23 protein-coding genes are annotated in these 23,018 nt (G+C 59.6%); 11 read left to right on the top strand and 12 right to left on the bottom strand.

The features are described from left to right. The first annotated feature begins 10 nt into the window (after positions 1-10). The gene (atpG, locus tag ACOOHD_RS05855) at positions 11-922 is read left to right on the top strand and encodes an ATP synthase F1 subunit gamma (RefSeq protein ID WP_420460638.1); all 912 of its coding nucleotides are present in this window, start codon (positions 11-13) and stop codon (positions 920-922) included. On the opposite strand, the gene ACOOHD_RS05850 is transcribed toward atpG, so the two are convergent. From ACOOHD_RS05850 to ACOOHD_RS05830, 5 genes are read right to left on the bottom strand one after another with little or no spacing between them, the layout of a single operon-like run. Then, positions 919-2,250, bottom strand: coding sequence for an MATE family efflux transporter (locus ACOOHD_RS05850; protein WP_420460637.1), 1,332 nt, complete (start codon positions 2,248-2,250; stop codon positions 919-921). The two genes, atpG and ACOOHD_RS05850, sit on opposite strands and share 4 nt — an antisense overlap. Positions 2,251-2,253: 3 nt before the next feature. Continuing rightward, complete coding sequence (locus ACOOHD_RS05845; RefSeq protein WP_420460636.1) at positions 2,254-4,203, bottom strand: sialate O-acetylesterase; 1,950 nt, start codon at positions 4,201-4,203, stop codon at positions 2,254-2,256. A gap of 33 nt (positions 4,204-4,236) precedes the next feature. Beyond that, on the bottom strand, positions 4,237-4,992 hold the full coding sequence (locus tag ACOOHD_RS05840) for a shikimate dehydrogenase family protein (RefSeq protein WP_420460635.1): 756 nt from the start codon (positions 4,990-4,992) through the stop codon (positions 4,237-4,239). A 3-nt stretch (positions 4,993-4,995) separates the two neighbouring features. Then, positions 4,996-5,940: a DUF368 domain-containing protein gene (locus ACOOHD_RS05835; protein WP_420460634.1), complete on the bottom strand. Its 945-nt coding sequence runs from the start codon at positions 5,938-5,940 to the stop codon at positions 4,996-4,998. Next, the gene (locus ACOOHD_RS05830; RefSeq protein ID WP_420460633.1) at positions 5,941-6,426 is read right to left on the bottom strand and encodes a hypothetical protein; all 486 of its coding nucleotides are present in this window, start codon (positions 6,424-6,426) and stop codon (positions 5,941-5,943) included. It abuts the gene before it with no gap. A gap of 345 nt (positions 6,427-6,771) precedes the next feature. Here ACOOHD_RS05830 and ACOOHD_RS05825 point away from each other — a divergent pair, with 345 nt between their 5' ends. From ACOOHD_RS05825 to ACOOHD_RS05810, 4 genes are read left to right on the top strand one after another with little or no spacing between them, the layout of a single operon-like run. Then, the gene (locus ACOOHD_RS05825; RefSeq protein ID WP_420460632.1) at positions 6,772-7,626 is read left to right on the top strand and encodes a prephenate dehydratase; all 855 of its coding nucleotides are present in this window, start codon (positions 6,772-6,774) and stop codon (positions 7,624-7,626) included. Positions 7,627-7,630: 4 nt separating this feature from the next. Beyond that, the gene (locus ACOOHD_RS05820) at positions 7,631-8,848 is read left to right on the top strand and encodes a pyridoxal phosphate-dependent aminotransferase (RefSeq protein WP_420460631.1); all 1,218 of its coding nucleotides are present in this window, start codon (positions 7,631-7,633) and stop codon (positions 8,846-8,848) included. Further along, positions 8,845-9,687, top strand: a complete 843-nt coding sequence (locus tag ACOOHD_RS05815; RefSeq protein ID WP_420460630.1) for a prephenate dehydrogenase — start codon at positions 8,845-8,847, stop codon at positions 9,685-9,687. Before ACOOHD_RS05820 ends, ACOOHD_RS05815 begins: the two co-directional genes overlap by 4 nt. Positions 9,688-9,699: 12 nt before the next feature. Continuing rightward, a complete protein-coding gene (locus tag ACOOHD_RS05810) occupies positions 9,700-10,770 on the top strand; it encodes a chorismate mutase (RefSeq protein ID WP_420460629.1) in 1,071 nt (356 codons plus the stop codon). 192 nt (positions 10,771-10,962) lie between these two features. Here ACOOHD_RS05810 and ACOOHD_RS05805 read toward each other — a convergent pair whose 3' ends face one another. The 3 genes from ACOOHD_RS05805 to ACOOHD_RS05795 all read right to left on the bottom strand — a co-directional run bounded on the left by ACOOHD_RS05805 (position 10,963) and on the right by ACOOHD_RS05795 (position 13,260). After that, positions 10,963-11,262 (bottom strand): putative quinol monooxygenase, encoded by a 300-nt coding sequence (locus ACOOHD_RS05805; protein WP_420460628.1) that lies wholly within the window; start codon positions 11,260-11,262, stop codon positions 10,963-10,965. A gap of 187 nt (positions 11,263-11,449) precedes the next feature. Then, a complete protein-coding gene (gene ychF, locus ACOOHD_RS05800; protein ID WP_420460627.1) occupies positions 11,450-12,547 on the bottom strand; it encodes a redox-regulated ATPase YchF in 1,098 nt (365 codons plus the stop codon). A gap of 80 nt (positions 12,548-12,627) precedes the next feature. Then, the gene (locus ACOOHD_RS05795) at positions 12,628-13,260 is read right to left on the bottom strand and encodes a rhomboid family intramembrane serine protease (RefSeq protein WP_420460626.1); all 633 of its coding nucleotides are present in this window, start codon (positions 13,258-13,260) and stop codon (positions 12,628-12,630) included. 54 nt (positions 13,261-13,314) lie between these two features. On the opposite strand from ACOOHD_RS05795, the gene ACOOHD_RS05790 reads away from it, so the two are divergent. Next, the gene (locus ACOOHD_RS05790) at positions 13,315-13,737 is read left to right on the top strand and encodes a Dabb family protein (RefSeq protein WP_420460625.1); all 423 of its coding nucleotides are present in this window, start codon (positions 13,315-13,317) and stop codon (positions 13,735-13,737) included. Here the strand turns inward: ACOOHD_RS05790 and ACOOHD_RS05785 are convergent. Genes ACOOHD_RS05785 through pyrR form a run of 3 tightly spaced genes read right to left on the bottom strand, consistent with a single transcriptional unit; the run spans position 13,729 to position 16,430 of the window. Beyond that, positions 13,729-14,937 carry a 1-acyl-sn-glycerol-3-phosphate acyltransferase gene (locus ACOOHD_RS05785; RefSeq protein ID WP_420460624.1) on the bottom strand — a complete coding sequence of 403 codons (1,209 nt, stop codon included), beginning with the start codon at positions 14,935-14,937 and terminating at the stop codon, positions 13,729-13,731. The two genes, ACOOHD_RS05790 and ACOOHD_RS05785, sit on opposite strands and share 9 nt — an antisense overlap. Continuing rightward, complete coding sequence (locus ACOOHD_RS05780; protein ID WP_420460623.1) at positions 14,938-15,882, bottom strand: aspartate carbamoyltransferase catalytic subunit; 945 nt, start codon at positions 15,880-15,882, stop codon at positions 14,938-14,940. 8 nt (positions 15,883-15,890) lie between these two features. Continuing rightward, positions 15,891-16,430, bottom strand: coding sequence for a bifunctional pyr operon transcriptional regulator/uracil phosphoribosyltransferase PyrR (gene pyrR, locus ACOOHD_RS05775; protein WP_420460622.1), 540 nt, complete (start codon positions 16,428-16,430; stop codon positions 15,891-15,893). Positions 16,431-16,663: 233 nt separating this feature from the next. Here pyrR and ACOOHD_RS05770 point away from each other — a divergent pair, with 233 nt between their 5' ends. The 3 genes from ACOOHD_RS05770 to folE are packed head-to-tail and all read left to right on the top strand — an operon-like array spanning position 16,664 to position 19,494. After that, a complete protein-coding gene (locus ACOOHD_RS05770; RefSeq protein WP_420460621.1) occupies positions 16,664-18,439 on the top strand; it encodes a GNAT family N-acetyltransferase in 1,776 nt (591 codons plus the stop codon). Between the two features lie 29 nt (positions 18,440-18,468). Beyond that, on the top strand, positions 18,469-18,894 hold the full coding sequence (locus ACOOHD_RS05765; protein WP_420460620.1) for a 6-pyruvoyl trahydropterin synthase family protein: 426 nt from the start codon (positions 18,469-18,471) through the stop codon (positions 18,892-18,894). Positions 18,895-18,897: 3 nt separating this feature from the next. Continuing rightward, positions 18,898-19,494, top strand: a complete 597-nt coding sequence (folE, locus tag ACOOHD_RS05760) for a GTP cyclohydrolase I FolE (RefSeq protein WP_420460619.1) — start codon at positions 18,898-18,900, stop codon at positions 19,492-19,494. 212 nt (positions 19,495-19,706) lie between these two features. On the opposite strand, the gene ACOOHD_RS05755 is transcribed toward folE, so the two are convergent. Next, complete coding sequence (locus tag ACOOHD_RS05755) at positions 19,707-21,011, bottom strand: aspartate kinase (RefSeq protein WP_420460618.1); 1,305 nt, start codon at positions 21,009-21,011, stop codon at positions 19,707-19,709. A 31-nt stretch (positions 21,012-21,042) separates the two neighbouring features. On the opposite strand from ACOOHD_RS05755, the gene ACOOHD_RS05750 reads away from it, so the two are divergent. Then, complete coding sequence (locus ACOOHD_RS05750; RefSeq protein WP_420460617.1) at positions 21,043-21,546, top strand: DinB family protein; 504 nt, start codon at positions 21,043-21,045, stop codon at positions 21,544-21,546. 103 nt (positions 21,547-21,649) lie between these two features. Then, the gene (locus tag ACOOHD_RS05745; RefSeq protein ID WP_420460616.1) at positions 21,650-22,996 is read left to right on the top strand and encodes a 4Fe-4S dicluster domain-containing protein; all 1,347 of its coding nucleotides are present in this window, start codon (positions 21,650-21,652) and stop codon (positions 22,994-22,996) included. Positions 22,997-23,018: the final 22 nt, after the last annotated feature.

Here is a 23,018-nt window from a genome sequence, read left to right as displayed (position 1 = left end):
CCAACTCCCCATGGCAAACCTAAAGGAAGTACGCGAACGCATCCGCTCGGTGAAAAATACCCAGCAGATCACCAGCGCGATGAAGATGGTCTCGGCAGCGAAATTGCGGCGGGCCCAGCAGGCCATCACGGAGCTACGGCCCTACGCCGATAAGCTCGACGAGATGCTGCGCAACATTCTAGGGGCACTGGAAGGGGATGCGACCACCGTATTCAATAAGGTACGCCCGGTAGTGGGTGCCTGCGTGGTCGTCGTTACTTCTAACCGGGGACTAGCCGGTGCATTTAATTCTAATGTGATCAAGGCCGCCGAAGCTTCCATTAAGCAATTAGGTACATTGTCCGGTCCGCTCGACATCATCTGCATCGGCCGCAAGGGATCGGAGTACTTCCGTAAGCACTACGGCAAGCGCGCCAACGTGAAGGTGGTCACTGATTACGTCAACCTATTCGACAACCTGGCCTTCGACTACACCAAGGAGGTGCCGGATCTGATTATGGCCCGCTTCAGGAGCGGTCGCTACGATCGAGTCTACGTGGCCTACGCCCGTTTCAAAAACGCCGCGGTGCAGTACGCTACCAGCGAGCAGTTCCTGCCCGTTGAGGATGTGTTATTAGATGGTGAGGCGACTACCCTGACTAATGCCAACCGCTATAGGGCCGACTACATTTTCGAGCCGGGTAAGGAGGAGTTGCTGGCTTACCTGGTACCTAGCATCCTACAGACCAAATTTCAGGCCGCCCTCCTTGACACCCACGCCTCCGAGCACGGGGCCCGCATGACGGCCATGGACAAGGCCACCGAAAATGCCCAGGACCTCCTGCGCGATCTCAAGATCAGTTACAACAAGGCCCGTCAGGAAGCCATCACCAACGAGATCCTCGAGATCGTTGGCGGTGCCGCTGCCCTGGAGTCCGCCTAAACTGCCCGCCAGCCCGGGCGGCGGAAGTAGCGGAAGCTCAGCGCGAACATCAGCACCCAGTACACAATCTCGATGCTCCAGGCTACAGTCAGGTTACCCCAGCCGCTGCGCACTACTACAAAGATTAGTAGCATGTACACTAGGGCGCACGCCGTCTGGTAGATGAGCGCCAACCGGGTGCGTCCCGCCCCAATCAGTCCGTTGAAAAAGATGCTCCCAAAGCTAAAAGTGATCAGGATGCCTAAGAGCACCCAGAAGACCGGGTAGGCTGCCTTGATCAAATAGGCGCGCTCGTCTCCCAGGATAGGGTAGAGTACCTCGCGGGGAAACAGAATAATGGGTAGCCCCATCAGCAGGGTGATCCCCAGGCAAAGGAATACCGTACGCCAGAGCACCACCTTCACGTTGCGTCGTTCCTCCCGCCCCACGAAGTAGCTGGCCAGCGTGTTCACTCCCGTGCAGAAGCCCCAGGCCGGAATGCTGAGAATTAGGTAAGCGATGCGGATGATGTTATTGACCGCCAGCGCACGGGGACCAAAATTCTCGATAAGCCCCGTAAAGAAGAAGTAACTACCCAGCCCGACGACTGACATGGTGACGATGGGTACGGAAAGGCCTACGATCTCCCGGATCAGCACCGGATTGTATTTCGGCAGGGCAATGCTGAGGTACTGCCGGTTCTCCTTGTCCACTACCATGTAAACCAGAAACACGCCCAGGGCCACGTACTCCGCGATCGTACTGGCCAGTCCGGCCCCGGCAATGCCCATCTCCGGAAAACCGTAGCGGCCGAAGATGAGCGCCTCGTCAAGAAAGATGTTGGTGATAGCCAGAATGAAGGTATCGACCACGATGAAAATCGGTCGGGCAATGCCGGTATAGAGCGCAATGCACGCAACTCCGAGGTAGCTGGCAAACACCCCCCACTTTCGTGTATCCAAGTACTCCAGCGACTTATAAAAAATCACGTCTGAGTCCACCAGGGAGGCAAAAAGCCAGTAGGCTCCGAAGGTCATAAAGAGAAACACCGCCCCGGCCAGCGCCAGCTCGAAGTACACGGTGCTGTAGAAAGCGCGGCCTACTGCCCGGGGTTCGCCCTTACCGGCGTAGAGGGCCATGAGGATCTGCCCACCCCGACTGAACCCGAAACCGACGGCGGCTACGATGATGTAAAAGGCCGCCACGAAGCCGATGGCCGCAAAGTCGTCCTCGCTACGGTAGTATAAAAACACCGAGTCGGTCATCGCCACCACGTTCTGCGCCGCGCTGCCGATGATGATCGGAATACTGACCTTCCAGATGCTCCGGTATGCGGTGGTAAGTTCCAACCCCTAGTCCGCGCTGATTTCAAAGGGCGTAACCGGTAGCCCCTCCCGACTGAAGAGATTGGCGTCGTCCGGATTGTTGGACCAGGCATAGCGTACGGTCTGAATGGGCGTGCCGGCCGGATTGATGACCTCTAGCGTACTACCCTGCGGATCAAGCAATCCTACCGCCCAGTGCCAGTCCCCGGCGGCATCTTGTACGCTGAGCGATTTGACGACCGGGTAGCGTTCTCCTTCGGCCAGCTTCACCATAAGGCCCTCCCCGAGCTCCCCAAAGTTGAGTTGGGCGCGGGAACCGTCGACCTCCATACCGGTCACTACCGGACTACTTGCCTGCACCTCCTGACCATAAATATCTCGCAGCGCGTGTAGCGATAACCTACGCCCCACCTCCCACTTGTTGCGGGGGTGAATATCGTCGGCCTCCCCGATGTCGGTGATCACCGCCTGACCAGTCAGCGGCAGATCAAGGGCAGCGGTCTGACTGGCCCGTAGGATCGCCCAGCACGGATCGTTCGGCTGCGTGGAAGGTGCCCGGAAGTTGGCTAGTTGCACCCAGTAGAAGGGCAAATCTTCATTGCCAAAGCGCTCCCGCCAAAAATTGACTAGTGTGCGCATCCGGTCGGCGTAAGCTTCGGCATCGCCCGGGCCGGCGTTGGACTCGCCCTGGTACCAGAGCACCCCGGTCAGGGGCCAGGCCTGCAGGGGGGCAATCATGGCGTTGTAGAGGATGGTCGGTACCTGGTTAGGATTTCCCTGTCCGGTGCGGAACTCCCCCACGCGATAGTGGTACTCGCCGGCCAGGGGTACGTCTCCGGCCACGGTGCGTAGGTACATACTTTCCGGTCCGCTCATGAGCCCTCCGCCGCCCCCGGCATCGAAGACGCGCAGGGCCAGGGTGTTCGCTCCCGCCCGTAGTACACTCGCCGGCACCTCATACTCCCGTTCCTGACTGTAGGCATTGGGAGTATCACCTACCTGCACACCATTTATGTAGGTCTGGTCCCCGTCATCGATCGTTCCCAGGTAGAGCGTGGCAGCGCCGGCCGCCTGCTCCTCCGTTAGCTCGAAGCTGCGCCGGTAGTAGAAGTAGCCGTCTACGTTGGTGTATCCCAGGGGCTCCCAGGCGCCGGGGAGCTCCGTGGTGGACCAACGGGATAGATCGACCTCATCGGCCAGGTAACCCAGCTCCTGGCCGTGGTCCTCGGTTGGCGGTTCCTCGCCGTTGAACTCCGAGCGGTAGAAGTCAAGCACCTTTTGCTGGATCTGTTCGGCTAGGGACTGGTACTCGGCCACCTCCGCCATCGCATCCGTATCCATGCCCAGTACCTCGGCGCTCATCCAGGGCTCGATGCGGCTGCCCCCCCAGCTGGAATGCACCAGCCCGATGGGAACCGTCACCCCCGCCTCCCGCAGGTAATGGGCGAAGTAAGCCCCCACACCGCTGAAGTTGGCGATCTCACTAACTGTACCCGCCTTCCAGGTTTCATCCAGGATAATGTGCTCCCCGGGTGTATCGGCGCTCGTCTTAGCTACCAGCACCTGGCGGATCAGCGGATCGGCGATCGCACGCGCCCGCACGCTATCGGGGTCGGATTGTACCAGCTGCCACTCCATATTGCTCTGCCCGGAGAGCAGATACACGTCGCCGAAGTAGACATCTTCCAGCGTGATCGTTTGTTTTCCATCGCTCACGGTAAGCACGTGAGGTCCGCCTGCCCCGGTAGGCGGTAGCTCGGTCTGCCAGTTGCCGTTCTGGTCCGTCTTTGCACGCAGCACCTCCTGCCCGTCAAGACTAACGGTTACCCTGCGTCCCGCCCGGTCCCATCCCCAAATGGGGTGGGCTACGTCGCGTTGCAGCACGGCATGGTCGGTGAATACCTCGAATACGCTCAGGTCTTGTCCGGATGCTACGGAGGCAGATATCAGGAAAATAGGAAGTAACAGCTTGTACACGATCGATCGCTTTGGTCCGCGTCAAGATCGTAATTATTCCCCGGTCCAGATGGCCCAGCTCGCCTCCGCCTGCTGGTGCAGCATGCCCAGACCGTTTGCAGCCTGCGCCCCCGCCCCCCTGGCCCGCTGCATGAAGGTGGTTTCGGCCGGATTGTAGATCAGGTCATAACAGAAGTGCGCCGGTCCGAGCAACTCGTAGTTGATGTCCGGTGCAGCGTCAACGCGCGGATACATTCCCAGCGGGGTCGTATTGACTAAGAGCGTGTGGGTGGCTAACACCTCAGCCGTGACCGCCCCGTAGCTAAGCTGACCCACCGCCGGCTTCCGACTTACGAAGGTGTACGGTACCCCTAGCGACCGGAACGCCTCCGCCACCGCCAGTGAAGCACCCCCGGTACCAAGAATAAGTGCGGCGCGACCTCTCGCGAAACTAAACCCCTGCTCGGCCATCCGGTGAACTAGATCGTCCCGAAAGCCCAGGTAGTCGGTGTTGTAACCGTAGGTTCTTCTATCCCGTACCAAAATCGTATTAACGGCCCCGATCCGTTCGGCGACCGGATCCACTTCGTCCAGCACCGCCATGATCGCTCGCTTATGTGGGATGGTGACATTACATCCCACCAAGTCAGAATACTCATCCAAGATTTTCTTGAATTGATTAATGTTCGTCAACTCAAAATTCAGGTACTTATGGGTGTCATCCAGACCAAGCTGCTGAAATTTCTCCGTAAAGTAGCCCCGACTGAAGGAGTGCGACAGCGGGTAGCCAATGAGTCCGAACGTAGCCATGAGTTATGCGACGTCAGCTTCCGGTTCCTTCTTCGAGGCGCTGGCTTCTAGTAAGAACACTACGGCAAGTCCTGCCAGCACCGCCAGAATTACTGCTAGCACGTAGGGCTCCCCCCCGAGGTAATGTCCGGGTAGCACATTGGTCTCCAGCACCGGTACCTCTTCCCCGCTGCTGTTCATCCGTGTAGTGATGGCATTGCGCCACGGCCAGAGCTTATTGAGCGAGCCGATCATAAAGCCGGTCAGGAGGGCAAAGGTGCGGTTTGGGTAGGTCTTGAAGGTCCACGTAAGCAGTTTAGCGAATAGGGCCAGCCCCACCAGACAGCCTGCCGCAAAGCAGGCGACGATCACTAAAGCGCCGTCCTCGCCGGTAGTCACTCCCTGCACCGCGCCGAACACCACCGTATACATGCCCAGCAGCACCAAGATAAAACTACCCGACACTCCCGGCAGAATGAGCGCCGAGATGGCAATCATGCCCGAGAGAAACACGAGCACCGGCGAGGTGCTGCCCCCCAGCGGATTGATCGTCGTAAGCAGGTAAGCCACCACCGCCCCACCGACCAGGAAGCTCACTACTCCCGGGCCCCAACCCCTGATCTGCCGCCCCACGTAGATGGCCGAGCTCACGATGAGCCCAAAGAAGAAGCCCCACACCACGGTAGGGTAGTGCTCCAGCAGGTAGGTGATCAACTTTATCGCGATGCCCAACCCGATGACCATGCCCCCGCCAAGTTGCAGCAAAAAGGCCCCGTCCGCCTCCCGCCAGGCCGGCCGGAAGCCCTCCCGCCGGAACGTTCCCGCCACTTTGATTCCCAGAATGGCCCCAATGGCGCGCAGCAGCCGCTCGTAAATGCCGGTGATGAAGGCAATCGTGCCCCCGCTCACCCCCGGTATCGCCTCGGCGATTCCCATCGCCATCCCCCTCAAAATCAGTGATACGTCCATCTACTTACCGGGTTTTACACTTGCGTACATAGCCTCCACCTCCGGCAGCGTATACACCCCGTCGAAGGTATTCTGAAATACGATCTCCCGGTCCCCCCGGTACACGATGTACCGAAACCCATAGGCCGAGGTGGTATCGATCTTGTTCTCAAAGATGAAGCCCTCCGGCTCCTCACTCACGATCCGCTCGAAGTACCGGTTGTCCCGCACCGCCTCTAGCTCATCGGCCTTGAGGCGCGCCATGTCGCTCGTCCGTGCCCCGCTGGCCAGTATCTGCACCGCGTAGCGATCGGCCGCACTGCGTACCGTCACGTCCTCGATGTTGCCCCCGAGCTTACCGGCCACGACCTGCGCACTGTCTGGCGCCTGTATCGTCACCGGGATATTGTAAGCCGTCAGGTCTAGGTCGCGGTACGCCGTTGCGTCCTCGCTCCCACAGGTAAGCAGCGTCACCAAAAGAAAAGCTACGGCAATCAGTCTGGGCATATCCTTCATTTGGCGGGCGAAGATAGGGTAGGGGGTGAGTTGTTGGGTTATTGAGTTGTTGCGGGGCCTAACGAGCGAAGCGATCTAACCCGAAGGGTCTACCCGGCGACAGCCGGTCTATCTGCCGGAGGCAGTCTACCGCGCCTTCGGCGCCGTTGCTTTGACAACATTTTGCGAATCGAAAATCGTGCCCTAGCTTTGTCCTACGATGATGACGCAGTCCTTTTTCTGGTTTAGCTTTTACTACCTCCGTGAGTAGGGGACCGACTGCGCGCACCACGATGACAGATAACGGCGGTCCCCCACACTCGGGCACCGCTTTTTTTATTTTACCCCACCTACCAGATGACCCCTCCACCGCTCACCCTGCCCCAGCTTCGCGTCAGTATTCAGGGCTACGCCGGCGCCTTCCACGAGGCGGCCGCCCGGGCCCACTTCAGGGATCACGAGGTGGTCACCGTGCCCGGGCACACCTTCGCTGAGGTCCTCGCCCAGGTAGAATCCGGCGAGAGCCAGACCGCCCTCATGGCCATCGAGAATACCCTAGCCGGTAGCCTCATGGCCAACTACGATCTGCTGCAGCGGTCGAACTTGCGCATCACCGCCGAGGTCTACCTGCGCATCCGCCAGAACCTCATGGCCCTGCCCGGGGTATCGATCGGGGAGCTGCGCGAGGTGTACTCCCATCCCATCGCCCTGATGCAGGTGCGGGAGTTCTTCCAGGCCTGGCCGAAGATAAAACTAGTGGAGTCCGCCGATACCGCCCTCAGCGCGTTGCACGTACGGGAGAGCGGTGACCGTACCCGCGGTGCCGTAGCCCACAGCCTGGCCGCCCGCCTCTATGGCCTCGACATCCTCGCCGATGGTATCGAGACTAATAAACTTAATCATACCCGTTTTCTGGTGCTGGAACGGGGCCGGGATGCGAGTCAGGATGTAGGCGATAAGGTGAGCCTCAGTTTCAGCGTCAGCCACGAGTCGGGAAGCCTCTCCCGGGTCCTCATGGTTCTCGATGCCTATAAAATTAATCTGACGAAGATCCAAAGCACCCCCATCATCGGCCGGCCCTGGCAGTACCGCTTCTACGTTGATTTCGAGCTCAACGGATCGGTTTCTGTGACTGAAGCCCTGGCCGGTATTCAACCCATCACCCAGGAACTGCGCATTCTGGGCATCTACCCCGCCGGTGAAAAACCCTGATGCCATGACGACGATTACCCAGCCCCCTGCCATCACCCCCATCCTGCCCGTCAGCGACCGGCTGGGAGAGACCGAGGAATATTACTTCAGCAGCAAACTCCGCGAGATCGCGGCCCTACGCGCCCAGGGCAGGGACATCCTGAACCTCGGCATCGGCAGCCCCGATCTGCCCCCCGCCCCGCAGGTCATTGCCGCCCTTACCGCCAGCGCCGGGCTCCCCGATGCCCACGGCTACCAGCCTTACACCGGCCGGCCCGAACTGCGCGCAGCATTCGCAAGTTGGTACCGTCGCTTCTTCCACGTCGATCTGGATCCCGCCACCGAGCTGCTGCCCCTCATGGGGAGTAAGGAGGGCATCATGCACATCAGCATGGCTTTCCTCAATCCGGGCGACGAGGTACTCATCCCCAATCCCGGCTACCCCACCTACCGCTCCGCCACCGAGCTGGCCGGCGGCACCGTCCGGACCTATGACCTTAACGAGGACAGCGGCTGGCTACCCGACCTGGATGCCCTCAGCGACCAGGGACTGGACAGGGTCAAAATTATGTGGGTCAACTACCCCCATATGCCCACCGGCGCGGCCGCCCCGTTCGACTTCTTCACCCGGCTGGTCGATTTTGCTCGTCATCACCGCATCCTGGTGGTCAACGATAACCCGTATGCCTTCATCCTCACCGATCGGGTCCAGAGCCTGCTGTCCGTGCCCGGTGCCCGGGAGGTAGCCCTCGAGCTTTCCAGCCTCAGTAAGGCGCAGAATATGGCCGGCTGGCGGGTGGGAGTGCTGGCGGGAGCCGCCGCCTACCTTCAGACCGTGCTTCGCTTTAAATCGAATATGGACAGCGGCATGTTCCTGCCGGTACAGCAGGCGGCCACCGTGGCGCTTGGCTTAGGCCAGGACTGGTACGACCGGCTTAACGCCACCTACCGGAAGCGCCGCACAGTCGCCCTGCAGATTATGGATGTCCTCGACTGCAGCTATAGCCACAACCAGGTGGGCCTTTTCGTCTGGGCGAAAACCCCACCCGGCACCGACGGATACCGGACCTGCGACCGCGCCCTCTACGACTACGATGTATTCATCACTCCCGGAGGGATCTTCGGCTCGGCGGGGGACAATTACGTACGCATCAGTCTGTGTAGCCCGGTAGAGGTACTGCAACAAGCCCTCATTCGCTTGGGCGGAGGGGCGCAGGTGCAAACAAAATCGCAGGACCAATGACGGTAGCCATCGTCGGTATCGGTCTGATCGGTGGCTCGCTGGCCATCAGTCTCAAGGAAAGTGGCCTGGCCACGCGGGTGATCGGTATCGACGCGAGCCAGGCCAACCTGGATAAGGCTGTACGCCGCCGCCTCATCGATGACGACCTACCGCTTGCCGAAGGACTGGAACAGGCCAACGCTATCATACTTGCCACCCCAATGGACGCTATGCTCGCGCTGCTACCCAAAATTCTGGATGCCATCCGACCTGACCAGACGCTGGTCGACGTGGGATCCACTAAAGAGAAGCTGCTAGAAAAGGTAAAGGACCACCCCAACCGGAGCCGCTTCGTGGCCTGTCACCCCATGGCCGGTACCGAGTTCAGTGGCCCCGAGGCCGCCGTGCCGAACCTCTTCACCGGTAAAACCTGCGTCATCGTCGATGCCGAGGACAGCGCCCCCGATGCGGTAGATATGGCTAAGCGGATCTTCGGCAGCGCCGGCATGAAATTTACCCACCTGGGGCGCAGTGCCCACGATCTGCATTGCGCCTACGTCAGCCATATCTCCCACATCGCTAGCTTTGCCCTGGCGCTGACGGTGCTCGAAAAGGAAAAGGATGAGCAGCGCATCTTCGAGCTAGCCAGTTCCGGCTTCGGCTCGACGGTGCGGCTGGCCAAGAGCTCTGCCGATATGTGGGTACCGATCTTTCGGCAGAACCGCGACCACGTCCTAGACGTCCTGGACGAGCACATCGAGCAGCTCTCGCGCTTCCGTACCCAACTCATCAAGCGCGACTTCGCCGGCTTCCACGCCCGGATCGAGCGCGCTAATCAAATCGAAAAAATACTAAAGTAACTCACCATGGAAATGCACATCAATAAGGTCATCCCACCCACCCCCGGCCGCGGCGTCGTCATCGCCGGTCCCTGTAGCGCCGAGACCGAGGGACAGGTCATGCAGTGCGCCAAGGACCTCGCCAAGCTCAATCAGGTCGATCTCTTTCGCTCCGGTATCTGGAAGCCGCGTACCCGCCCCGGAAGCTTTGAGGGCGTTGGCAAGGAGGGACTTAGCTGGTTGAAGCGCGTCAAGGAAGAAACGGGACTGAAAACTACGACCGAGGTAGCCAAGGCCAGCCACGTCTACGACTGTCTCAAGGCTGGTATCGATGTACTCTGGATCGGTGCCCGCACCACGGTAAATCCCTTCAGTGTACAGGAGGTGGCCGATGCCTTAAGTGGTGCCGACGTGCCTGTACTAATTAAAAACCCCATCAACCCTGACCTGGGACTCTGGATCGGTGCCGTAGAGCGCATCTACAAAGCCGGTATCACCCGCATCGGGCTCATCCACCGCGGCTTCAGCTACCACGGCGAGACCGTGTACCGCAACGTACCCCGCTGGCAAATGGCCATCGAGATGAAGCGCCGCTTCCCCGACCTCCAGATGGTCATCGACAACAGCCACATCTGCGGCAACCGCCACATGCTCGCCGAGGTCGCCCAGGAAGCCCTCAACCTCAACTACGACGGTCTCATGACCGAGGTACACCCCCGTCCCGACGAGGCCTGGTCCGACGCCGCCCAGCAGATCACACCCAGCGTATTCGGCGACATGCTTGAAAACCTTCGCCTCCGCAAGCCCACCGTCGACGAGGTAGAAATGGAGCCCCTCACCGAGCTGCGCCGTCAGATCGACGAGATCGACGCCGACCTCATCGGCATGATCGGTCAGCGCATGAAGCTCGCCGACCAGATCGGAGACTTCAAAGCCGAGCGCAACATCGCCGTCCTACAGGAAAGCCGTTGGGAGGTCGTGCTACAGCAGGCCAGCGAGAAGGGCAGGGCCCACGGACTTAGTGAGGAGTTTATGAAGACGTACCTGCGGGCGGTGCACCAGGAGAGTATCGACCACCAGGATGCTATCGTGAATCGGAAATAGGGGGTACAATGCTGCCTCCGGCAGCGGCAGCAACCGCGTCAGCAGGGGCAGGGGCCCCTGATGTAAGCCCTCTGGCTGCGCTAAGATACATTGAGTAGATAGGACAGCTTGCTGCCAGTCTAACTCCGGTCGCCGCCAAGGCGGCTCTCGCAGCCGGAGGCTGCTTCGTCTACCGCTGCCGGAGGCAGCATTTTACTCCATCCCAGACACCAAATCACACTCCATCACATCCGGCTCGTGCTTCCAGTACTGCTTAATCTTAGCTTGAAACTTTGTATGCTCGTCATCCGCCACGTGCTGCTCGAAGTAGTTGTAGTTCTCCCAGCACTCCATCGTAGCGAACTTAGCGGAGTTATCGCGGTCGCGAATGAGGTAGAAGAACAGACAACCCGGCTTGGCTCGACTGGCCTTAGCGTGCTCCGCGAACGTGGGGGCGAATTCATCCGGCTTACTGAGCTCGAAGTGAGCCATCAGGTAGAGTTGCTTTGCCATGGTAGCATAGTTTTCCCCCCTAACCCTACCACACCTACCCGGTTCAGTCCCTAGCCGCCCGAACGCCTATCAGGCCGGTCTAACCAGCCCCGATAGCTATCGGGGCGTCTACCCGGCAAAGCCGGTCTACCGCGCAGCGTCTACCCGCCGAAGGCGGTCTAGAGCTTCAACGTTTAGCGCAACCGCGCTAAACGTTGAAGCGAAAATGCATGACGTCGCCGTCCTCCACCACGTACTCCTTGCCCTCCACGTTCAGCTTGCCATTGTCGCGGGCGGCGGCTTCGGAGCCGTATGCGATATAGTCGGCGTAGTGGATGACCTCGGCGCGGATGAAGCCCTTCTCGAAGTCGGTATGGATGACGCCGGCGGCACCCGGGGCCTTGGTGCCCTTGCGGATCGTCCAGGCGCGGACCTCCTTTTCTCCGGCGGTGAAGTAGGTAACTAGGTCGAGGAGGGAGTAGCTGGCCCGGATCACCTTATTGACGCCCGGCTCGGTCAGTCCCATCTCCTCGATGAACTCCGCCCGCTCCTCTCTGGTCTCCAGCTCGGCAATATCGGCTTCGATACCGGCCGAGATCAGGATGACCTCGGCGTCCTCTCCGGCCACGGCAGCGCGGAAGGCCTCGGTGTGTGCGTTGCCGTCGTCGATGCTGTCGATGTCGACGTTGCAGACATAGAGAATGGGCTTGCCGGTCAGGAGCATCAACTCGCGGACCACCTCCTCGCCCTCCTCGCTGGTCTCGAAGCTGCGGGCGGGTTTCTCGCTTTCCAGGTGAGCCAGTAGCGCCTCGCCAACCTCGACGACCGCCTTAGCCTGCTTATCGCCGCTCTTAGCGGTGCGCCGAAACTTGTCCACCTTCTTTTCGACGGTCTCGATGTCCTTCAGGATGAGCTCCGTGTCGATGATCATCTTATCGCGCACCGGATCGACGCTACCGTCTACGTGCACCACATTGTCGTCCTCGAAGCAGCGGACGACGTGGAGGATAGCGTCGGTCTCGCGGATGTTGCCGAGAAATTGGTTGCCGAGTCCCTCTCCCTTGCTGGCCCCCTTGATGAGTCCGGCGATATCGACGATATCTACTGTGGTAGGTAGGATGCGCTGGGGGTTCACCAGCTCGGCCAGTTTATCCAGTCGCTCATCGGGTACCGTGATAACACCCAGGTTGGGATCCTTGGTGGCGAAGGGGTAGTTCGCGGCCAGGGCCTTAGCGGAGGTAAGGGCGTTGAAGAGGGTGGATTTACCGACGTTCGGGAGGCCTACGATGCCACACTTGAGTCCCATGGGTGCTGAGGTTTGCGTAAAGGGCGGCGAAGGTACGATTTAGCTTGCACCTGCGGCCCCGCCCCCACAGCCGTAGTGCCTTATCCGAAGCTTGGCCCCCGGGGAGTCATCAGCTCCTGCAGAAAATACTGCATCAGTGCCGGCTCAAATGCTAGCACCAGCACGGTGTAGGCCACCAGGCCGAAGATGGCCCCCCACAGGTGTGCGTTATGCCCTACGTTGCTCTGTCCCTTTTTGTCCGCATAGTGGGAGTAGGCTATGTAACCGATGCCGAGCAGAATGGCAGGTAGGGGAGGGAAGATGAACCAGTTCCAGGGATCGAGCATCACGTAGGGCCAGATGATGGCCGCCACACCCCCGGAAGCGCCGAGGCTAGCGTACATGCGGTTGTCCTGGTGGCGGAGGTAGTCGGGGATGCTGGCCGCGACGATGGCAATCAAGTAGAAGAGCAGATAAGCCACCTTACCGATCACGGGACCGAAGAGAAACTGCGAAAACACAAATTCCACCGAGGTACCGAAAATGTACAGGGCGTACATGTTAAACAGCAGATGCTGAAAGTCAGCGTGAATGAAGCCGTGCGTCAAAAAGCGGTAGTACTCCCCCCGCTCCTTGACCGCTGAGGGGATGAAGAGCAGCTTGCCCTTCAGCTCCGGATTGTTGAAGGCCTGCCAGCTGACGAGGACGGTGAGGATAATGATGATAATGGTCATACGGGCAGAATTACAGTAAGGGTAGGCTATCTTCGCCGGCGCTAAATTACACCAATGCGCACTCGCCTACGGAGTTTCACCCTGCTGGTCTGTACCGTCCTATTTCTGGGAGCCTGTCAGACTAGCGCCCCTACAACTACTACCCCTATGGCAGAATCGACTTCCCCCGGCATGGCCCACACCGTTTATTTCTGGCTCAAGGACGGGCTCACGGATGCCGAGCGTAAGAGCTTCGAGGCCGGCATGAAGAGCCTGGCCGGCGCGCCCACCGTACGCCGCGTGTTTACCGGTACGCCGGCAGCGACGCCCTCGCGGGGGGTGGTCGATAACAGCTTCGACTACAATCTGGTGTTGTGGTTCGATGACGTGGCCGGACACGATGCCTACCAGGTGTCGGACACCCACCTGAAGTTCGTGGCCGACCACGAGGCCAAATTTGACGTCGTTAAGGTATTCGACAACGAGCTGCTAGAGTAAGTCTTGCCGTAGGGTTAGTAGCTCCGCCCGTAGTTCCGGATCGAGCTGTTGCGCTCGCCGCCGGCCCCGCCACTGCCGCCACGCTTCTAGTTGACGTAGCGACCAGTTGTTGAGCAGTAGCGATAGGGCGAAGTAGAGCTTCCCCGCCCAGGAGAGTACTAGTAGGGCCAATAAGGAAACGACCGTCCCCACCGCCACGGCCGCAAAGCGCACCGGACTGTAGAACTCCACGGTACGAGGACCCCCAAGCGCAATGATCTCCGCGATCAGCCACAGCGGTAGCTGAGGAATCAGTAGGAATAAGGCGAGAAAGGCAAGCCACGGCATGGGCTCGGTAGCCCCGCTCGTGAGTAGATCCCGGTCCGTGATACCGAGATGCTGTAGTCGCTGCGTGTAGGTAAGCACCCGCTCGTCCGGTCGGCCGCTAGCAACCACAGCGAGCTCCGTAGCCAACTGTACGCCGCCGTGGGTCACCGAGCGGGACAGCGGAGGTAGCTCGTTGCGCACCAGTTGTAGGTGGGCCTCGTAGAGGGCATCGTCCGCCGCTGCCGGGAGCTGTAGGACGTGCTCGGAAAGGGCCTCCCGCAGGTCCTCGGTAAGTGCTCGCAGCCCCATTGCCTCATTTTCCCGGTAAGTTTGCAAGTATTGACTGGCAAGCAGTGGTTTACCGCACCGAATCATCACCGTGCTTCGCACCCGCTCGGCCGCCACGAAGTTGACGCCGACGGGCACGATGTACACCTCCGGTAGTGTCGTATCGCGGTCCAGTGCTCCGAGGGCGATACGGGCCGTCCCTTTCTTTAGCGGTCGCAAGCGCTTTTCGTTAATGCAGCGCCCTTCGGCCAGGATCATCAGCGCCCTGCGCCGACTTAGCACCTTATAACATGCCTCGAAGGTGGCGTAGTTCTCCGTCAGTTTACCGTAGCCGCCATCCTGCATTCGGTACACCGGCAGGATGTGTAAGGCCCGCAGCACCCGAATGGCTAGCTTGTTTTTGTATAGATCACCGCGGGCCAGAAAGTGCAGCGACCGCGGTTGAAAACAGGCCAGGATACAGGGCTCGATGAAGGCCGTCGGGTGGTTGGAGGCTAGAATGACGGCCGCCTCCGGAGGAATATGCTCCAATCCCGCCAGGTCGATGTGCCGGTAGTAGTAGCGCAGCACGTAGCGCGCCACGGGTCGTACCAGGTAGTACAGCATCTACAGATCGTTGCGCCGCGCCGCTAGCAGATAAAGAACTGCCATCCGCACCGCCACCCCGTTTTCGACCTGCTGTAGGATGATGCTGTGCTCTGAATCCGCCACCGCCGTATCGATCTCCACCCCCCGGTTAATGGGCCCCGGGTGCATGATGACAATCTGCTTATCCAGCCGGTCCATCCGCTCCTGCGTGATGCCGAAGTGGCGGTTGTACTCCCGCAGGCTGGGAATGAACTTGGTATCCTGCCGCTCCAGCTGGATGCGCAGCACATTGGCCACCTCGCACCACTGCAGGCTATCCTGCACATCGTAGCTTACCTGCACCCCCAGACTGCCGATCGGCTTTGGGATCAGCGTCGGCGGACCGCACACCCGCACCTTCGCCCCCAGCTTCTGCAGACAAAATATATTCGACAGTGCCACCCGCGAGTGGGTGATATCCCCAAAGATGCACACTCGCCTGCCCACCAGACTTCCCCCCAACGCATCGCGCATCGAGTAGGCATCCAGCAGGGCCTGAGTGGGGTGCTCGTGGGTACCATCACCGGCGTTGACGATACTGGCGTCGATTTTACTGGCCAGGAAGTGGTGGGCCCCCGGGGCGGGATGACGCATCACCACCATGTCCACCTTCATGGCCAGTATATTATTGACGGTGTCCAGCAGGGTTTCTCCCTTCTTCACCGAGGAGCTCGACGCGCTAAAGTTCACCGTATCCGCACTCAGCCGCTTTTCGGCCAGCTCGAAGCTGATGCGGGTGCGGGTGGAATTCTCGAAAAACAGGTTAGCAATTGTAATGTCCCGCAGGCTCGGCACCTTCTTGATCGGCCGGTTGATCACCTCCTTAAACTCCCGCGCCGTATCTAGGATAAGCTCGACGTCCCCGGCCGTGAGGTACTTGATGCCCAGGACGTGCTTGGTCGAAAGTTGCTGTACGGAGGCCATTGCGCAGTTTAGGAACCGGTGAGTAAAATTTGGTCGCTACCGTGAGTCTCGGCCCACTGCACGTCCACGTATTCATTGGTCAACGTGTCCACCACCAGCCCCCGGTAGTTGGCCTGTACGGGCAGGGTGCGCCGGAAGCGCCGGTCGACCATCACCAGCAGTTCCACCCCCGCCGGCCGGCCGTAGTGGTTTAGGGCCGTCATCGCACTCAGCACGGTGCGGCCGCTGAAGAGCACGTCGTCCACCAGAATTACCCTTCGGTCCTCCACCAGAAAGTCGATCTCGGTGGGGTGGGCGGTCAACGGTCCGGCCTTGGTCCGAAAGTCATCGCGGTAAAAGGTGATGTCCAGTTTTCCGAAGGGTAGGCCTGTCACCCCCAGTTCCCGTAGCCGGTCGTAGAGCCGCTGGGCCAGTTGCACCCCCCCGGTCTGTATGCCGATCAGGCAGCTCTGCTGGAAGTCACCGTGCTCCTCCATCAGGTGCCGGCACAGTCGCTCGATGGTCAGGCCAAAGCGGGCGGCGTCGTGTATGGTGCGGGTGTTGGGCACGGGGCGAAGGTAAAATTTACAAGTTACAATGTACCGTTTACAATATACCATTTGCACGTCACCAAAGTAGGGCAGGCGTTACCTAGGGCGGGGCCGCAGGTGCAATACATTAAACAAGAGGCAACGCTCACGGGTACTTATCAACTGATCTACCACCACGACCCGTTACCTATCGGGAGAGCTGTCACGCAAATCGTAAATGGTACACTGTAAATGGTAAATTGTAAATTTCTATGACCACTCGCCCCGGCCGGGAAAGCGACTTCACCCACCTGGAAACCTTCGTCTGGCAGGCCATCTTTCCGTCCTTCGACGTGCCCGGGCTGACCGACGAGCAGCGGCGCGAGAATGATGCAATGGTGGAGGGGGCGCGGACACGGGTACAGGAAGCGCTGGAGCAGCCAGAGTACAGTGTTTTCACGGCCTGGGACGAACGGCGGCGGGCCCTAGCCGGCTACCTGGTTCTGGAGGGGAGTCCGGGGGAGTACTCGACGATCACCGAGCTCATCGTGCGGCGCAGCGACTGGGGGAAGGGGGTAGGGGAGGCGCTGCTGCGGGAGGCCATCCGGGAGGTGGGACCTTACCAGGGGATGCAAGTGGCGGTGCGGGGGTACAACGCGCGGGCTATTGCCTTTTTTGCCAAGCACGGATTTGTGGATAGCGGGGAGTCGGCGGCAGGAGACTTTGCGATTGACCGGGTGCTGATGCTGCGGGAGGCGGAGGAGGTGCCGGAGGTGGGAGTTGCATTAGAGGAGTCCCCTCGGCAGACGAGCGAAGCTTCGCATACGAAAGCGGGGGTAGGGGGACCCCGCTTGAAGTCGGCGGACGAGGGGGGGACGGCGGACGAAGCGTTACCGGATTACACCCTGACGACCGAAGATTCCGAGCCCATCATCGACCCCGCCGAATCTACCCTCGATGACAAACAGCGTTCCGAACTAGATGCCTTTATCGCTATGGCCAAAGCTAAAAAGCAGGAAAAAAAAACGCCGGTCGTGACTGATCTCTTCTCCGAGCCGGTGCCGGAGGAGACGCCGCGCCATCCTGAAGTTGAGTTTGAGGTAGACTTTGGGGATGCTCCTCGGCAGACGAGCGAAGCTGCGCAACGCTCGGCGGACGAGGAGACGGCGGCCCCGCCCCCCCCCGCGCTGATTTGCCCGAACTGCGGAGAGACCGTACCCGAGACCGCCCGCTTCTGTCCTAACTGCGGTCACCGATTGGAAGAGGAGGTGCTGGAACTTCACGATGTGGCCCCCGATCCTCCTAGCGAAGAGGAGCTCCAACCCCCGCCCTCGACGCTGACTGTAGCCGACCTGCGCACCGCCTTCGAGGACCGACTCGGGGAGCGCCTGACCGCCTACTTCGGTGCCGATCGGCTACCCGATTACCTGGCCGTTTACCGTAAGGATGAGACGTTCCGGCAGATTCGAGACGTGAGTATCAAGAGCCTGACCGAATACCTCAACCGGGAGCTGGTGCCGAGTAAAGCACAGCGCCGCCGGGACAATGTGCTGGCCGGACTGGTGGAGTACTTCGTAGTAGAAACGGCCGCCGAACTGCACCCCGGTATGCTGCCCCAACGGCTGCTGCGCTACCAGAGCGTAGACTGGACGACGGTCGATCTGTTTAAGTTGGTGATGGATTACCTGGACCTCGACCAGGAGACCGAAACCGTCTATACTGATTTCATTACCACCCCCGCCAGGGTGCTCCGCAATGCCACCCGGGGGTACCTGGGGGCTGGTAAGGATGAGCGGCTGTTGCTGATTTGCGATCAGAGTTTGCTGAGCTCCGGCAAGCAGGGCTTTGCCTTTACGGACAGTGCGCTGTACTGGAAAAACTTGCTACAGCCCGCCGGTGTAGTGACCTATACGACCCTACAGAGGGTGGAAACCCGGGGCGCGCACCTACTGCTTGACTCCCAGTACTTCGACGCCGGACCGGGGCTCAACCTGCGCGTCGCCGTGTTGTTGGATAAGCTGCGCCGGATCGACCTGCGCGGTGATTAATTACCTTTGCGCCCCCAATCGGCCGACCCATGCATTACCTGACCCGCCGCGAGACCTTTAATGCCGCCCATAAGCTAGCCATCGCCGACTGGACCGACGAGCGCAACCGTGAGGTGTTCGGCAAGTGCGCCAACCACAACTGGCACGGCCATAATTATGATCTGCGCGTCACGGTATGCGGAATGCCCGATCCGATCACCGGCTTTGTGATGGATGCCAAGGTGCTGTCGACCATCATTAAGCAGGAGGTCGTGGATCAACTGGATCACGCCAATCTTAATCTGGATACCGACTGGTTCACCGGGGTGCTACCCACTACGGAGAACCTGACCCTTAAAATATGGGAGCATTTGGAGCGCCCCATCACCGCAGCCGGCTCCGCCCTCTACCGCGTACGCCTGTACGAAACCGAAAACATCTACGCCGACTACTACGGTCCGGCGGGAAGAACCTAACCTATGCCCTTTCAGAACGTTGTCAAGTACGAGGAGGCCACCACCGAACTCCTCAGCGAGCACTTCGCCCAGATTATCGAAGGCATCCAGGAGGATCCCTCCCGCGACGGACTGCTTAAAACGCCCGTGCGCGCCGCTAAAGCTATGCAGTTCCTAACCCAGGGCTACGCCATGGACGCCGAGCGAATTCTACGCTCCGCCATGTTCGCCGAGGACTACTCCGAAATGGTCATCGTGAAGGACATCGAGCTCTATTCCCTCTGCGAACACCACCTGCTGCCCTTCTTCGGCAAGGCGCACGTGGCCTACATCCCGGATGGCTACATCGTGGGGCTGAGTAAAATTCCCCGCGTGATCGAGGTCTTCAGTCGCCGACTTCAGGTACAGGAACGGCTGACGGATCAGATTTTACAATCCATCCACAATACCCTCAATCCGCTCGGCGTAGCCATAGTCATCGAGGCCCGCCACATGTGCATGATGATGCGCGGGGTGCAGAAGCAGAGTAGCGTGACGACCACCTCGGCCTTTACCGGGGCGTTCAAGGCGGAACGGACGCGGAATGAGTTTTTGAAGTTGATTACTAGTGATTTGGGGTAGGGGTTGTTGCGTTGTTGCGTTTTTAGGTTGTTGAGTTTCAGGCGTGATAGGCGTGATAGGCGTGATAGGCGTGATAGGCGTGATAGGCGTGATAGGCGTGATAGGCGTGATAGGCGTGATAGGTGGGCGGGGCCGCAGGTACAAGCCATGCAGCAACTCCAGGACGAGCGAAGCGAGCAGCGCCACAACGCCACAACCCAACAACGCCACAACTAAGCCTCCTTCCTCCGCACCACCGGCACATCCTTCACCACCATTTGCAACGTCAGCGGCAAGCGGCCCTCCAGCAGGTTCATCTTGCCGCGCCGCATGCTCTCCACCACCTCGGCGGTATAGTGACGCACGGTGATAAGTTCCAGGTTACGGTCTACCGTGGTTTTGAACTCGCGGTCTACCAGCGCACAGAAGCGCTCCACCCGGTCGTCGATGTCGTTGACCACTACGTTGAAGCTGATGGCCGTATTCTGCATCATGTTCACCTGCAGGCGGGTGGTGGTGATGTGCTCGAAGAGCTGCTTAATGTGGTGCTCGGCCACGAAGCTGAAGTCGCGGGTACTGATGTTGATCAGGGCCTGCTCGCGCTCTACGGCCACCATGGGGGGGTAGGTGTCGCCGGCATCGTCGGAGACGTAGGTGCCCTCCAGTTCGGGTTCGATGAAGGAGCGGACGTAGAGGGGGATGCTCTTGTTTTGTAGCGGCTTGATGGTTTTGGGGTGGATCACCTTGGCCCCGTAGTAGGTCATCTCGATGGCTTCCTTGTAGCTCAGGCGGTCGAGCTTGGTGACGTTCTCGAAGATGCGCGGGTCGGCGGTGAGTACGCCGGGCACATCCTTCCAGATGCTCATGGCCTCGGCGTCGAGGCAGTAGCTGAAGATGGCGGCCGAGTAGTCGGAGCCCTCGCGCCCCAGGGTGGTGGTGTAGTTCTCGCTGGTATTGCCGATGAAGCCCTGAGTGATCACGAAGGGGGTCTGGGCGAGTAGAGGGGGCAGGAGGCGCTCCGCCCGCTCGGTGGTTTCCGGCCACTTGACCCAACCCTCGCGGTAGGTATTGTCGGTCTGGATTACGTCGCGGGCATCGAGCCAGCTGGTGGGTAGGCCGATACGGTTGAGGTAGCCGGCCACGATGTGACTACTGAGTAGCTCGCCGAGGGAGACGATCTGGTCGTAGTCGAAGTCGTACTCCTCGTTTGGCGCCTCGTCCAGGGCCCACTCTACGGAGACGAAGAGATCATTCACGGCGGCCGTCAGTTCCTCCGGCACCTCGCTGAACAGCTCGTCAATGATGGTCGTGGTCTGGTTATGGATCGCGTTGAGCTTGCGGCGGGCTTCCTGGGGCTTGCCGTGCCAGTAGGCGTAGGCCACTTCCTCCAGGGCATTGGTGGTCTTGCCCATGGCCGATACGATGATGACCAGTGATTGCTTTGCAAAGCCCTGCAGGATTTCACCCACGTGGCGAATGGCCGCGGCATCCTTCAGCGATGCTCCCCCGAACTTGAATACATTTACCTTCTGCTGCATAATCGCGCAAAGGTAAGTTCACCCACTAGTTATGGATACCACCTACACTCAGTTTACCCAGGCCGCGGTTCATTTTCTTCGCTGGAATCTGGAACGCATCACGGTCTGTATCGGTGAGCTCACGGAGCAGGAGGTCTGGCAGCGCCCTAACAGCAGCTCCAACAGTGTTGGCAATCAACTCCTGCACCTAAGCGGCAACATCCGACAGTGGATGCACAACGGTATCGGACAGTTGCCGGACGTACGCCGGCGCGACAGTGAGTTTGCCGCTACGGGCGGGTACACCAAGCAAGAGCTACTCACCGAGCTGGCGAAGGTCATCGGTACCGCAGTAACAATTATCGAGCAGCAAGATGCATCCTCCCTACGCCCCGAGCGCCCCGTGCAGGCCTACGTGCACGACGGCAACTACATCATCCTGCACGTCGTGGAGCACCTCAGCTACCATACCGGTCAGATCATCTTCTGGACCAAGCTCCTGCGGGACAAGGATCTCCACCTCTACGGCACCGAAAATCTGAACCAAACGAACTAGGGGGCGTCCCGATAGCCATGGGACAGGTGCAGCATCCGACCAATTAGCGAATTTTCGCTAGCGATCCTTGGAGAGCCCACCCGCCTCCGGTACCTTTACGGGCATGCTACAGTCGATCGTCTTTGCGGTAGTTGCCCTCCTGGCACTCGGGTTTGCGTACTTCCAATTCAGTAAGGTGCGGGCTAACATCTTACTGGGGAAGGATGAGGAGGTAACCGGTCCTACTGCTTCGCGTTGGAAGAACATGCTACTGGTGGCCTTCGGGCAGAAGAAGATGTTCAAGCGTCCTATCCCGGCCGTGCTTCACCTGATGCTATACGTGGCATTCATTTTTACCCAGATCGAGCTGATCGAGATATTCATTGACGGCATCTTCGGCGTGCACCGCTGGTTTTTGGGTCCGCTGGGTGGGATGTACAATTTCGTGATCAATACGATCGAGCTGCTGAGTATCCTCGCCTTCGTGGCTACGGTCATCTTCCTGGTGCGGCGCAACGTGCTGTTTATTCCCCGCTTCCACAAGCCGGAGATGCAGGGCTGGCCGAAGCTAGATGCTAATCTCATCCTTGTTTTCGAGCTCATTCTGCTGGCTTGCATATTTACGATGAACGGTACGGATGTGGTGCTGCAGGACATGGACCCCGATCATTATCGGCCAACGAACTTCGCCGTCAGTGGTTTCTTAGGTCCCGTACTCTTTGGTGATCTTGATGCAGCAACCCTCCACACCCTGGAGCGGGTCGGCTGGTGGGGCCACATCCTGATGGTTTTCGTTTTTTTAAACTACCTGCCGAAGTCGAAGCACCTGCACATCCTGCTCGCCTTTCCCAATACCTACTTCGCTCGCCTCAAGCCCCAAGGCCAGATGATCAACATGCCCGAGGTGATGAACGAGGTGAAGACCATGATGGGTCTCGGTGACCCCGATGCCCCCGCGCCCGACATGAACGCCCCGCTGCCCGAGTTTGGCGCCGACGACGTGACGCAGATGAGCTGGATTGACGTGTTGGGGGCTTACTCCTGTACCGAATGCGGTCGCTGCACCGCCGTCTGCCCGGCTAACATTACTGGCAAAAAGCTGAGCCCCCGCAAGATCGTAATGAATGTACGCGACCGAGCCGAGGAGATCGGTGGCAAGATCCGATCTGGCAATACGGAATACGCACCCAATAACGAAGGTCTCCTCAGTGTACACAACTTCGACGATGGCCGTAACCTCTGGGACTACATCACTCGCGAGGAGATTCACGCCTGCACGACCTGCAATGCCTGTGTCGAAGCCTGTCCGATCCTAATCAATCCCCTTGAGATGATCAATAAGCTGCGCCGCCACGAAATTCTCACGGAGGCTAAGGGACCTGCGGATTGGATGCCGTTGTTTAATAGCATTGAGAACCAGCAGCGGGCCTGGAGTGTGGGGAGTTCTCGGACTGCTTGGGTGGAGGGGTAGTTGTGGGGTTGTGGGGTTGTTG

This window comes from Neolewinella sp., from assembly GCF_965214665.1.
Classification (GTDB): Bacteria; Bacteroidota; Bacteroidia; order Chitinophagales; family Saprospiraceae; genus Neolewinella.
Note: the sequence above shows the minus strand (reverse complement) of the source record. Positions and strands in the feature narration are given on the sequence as shown.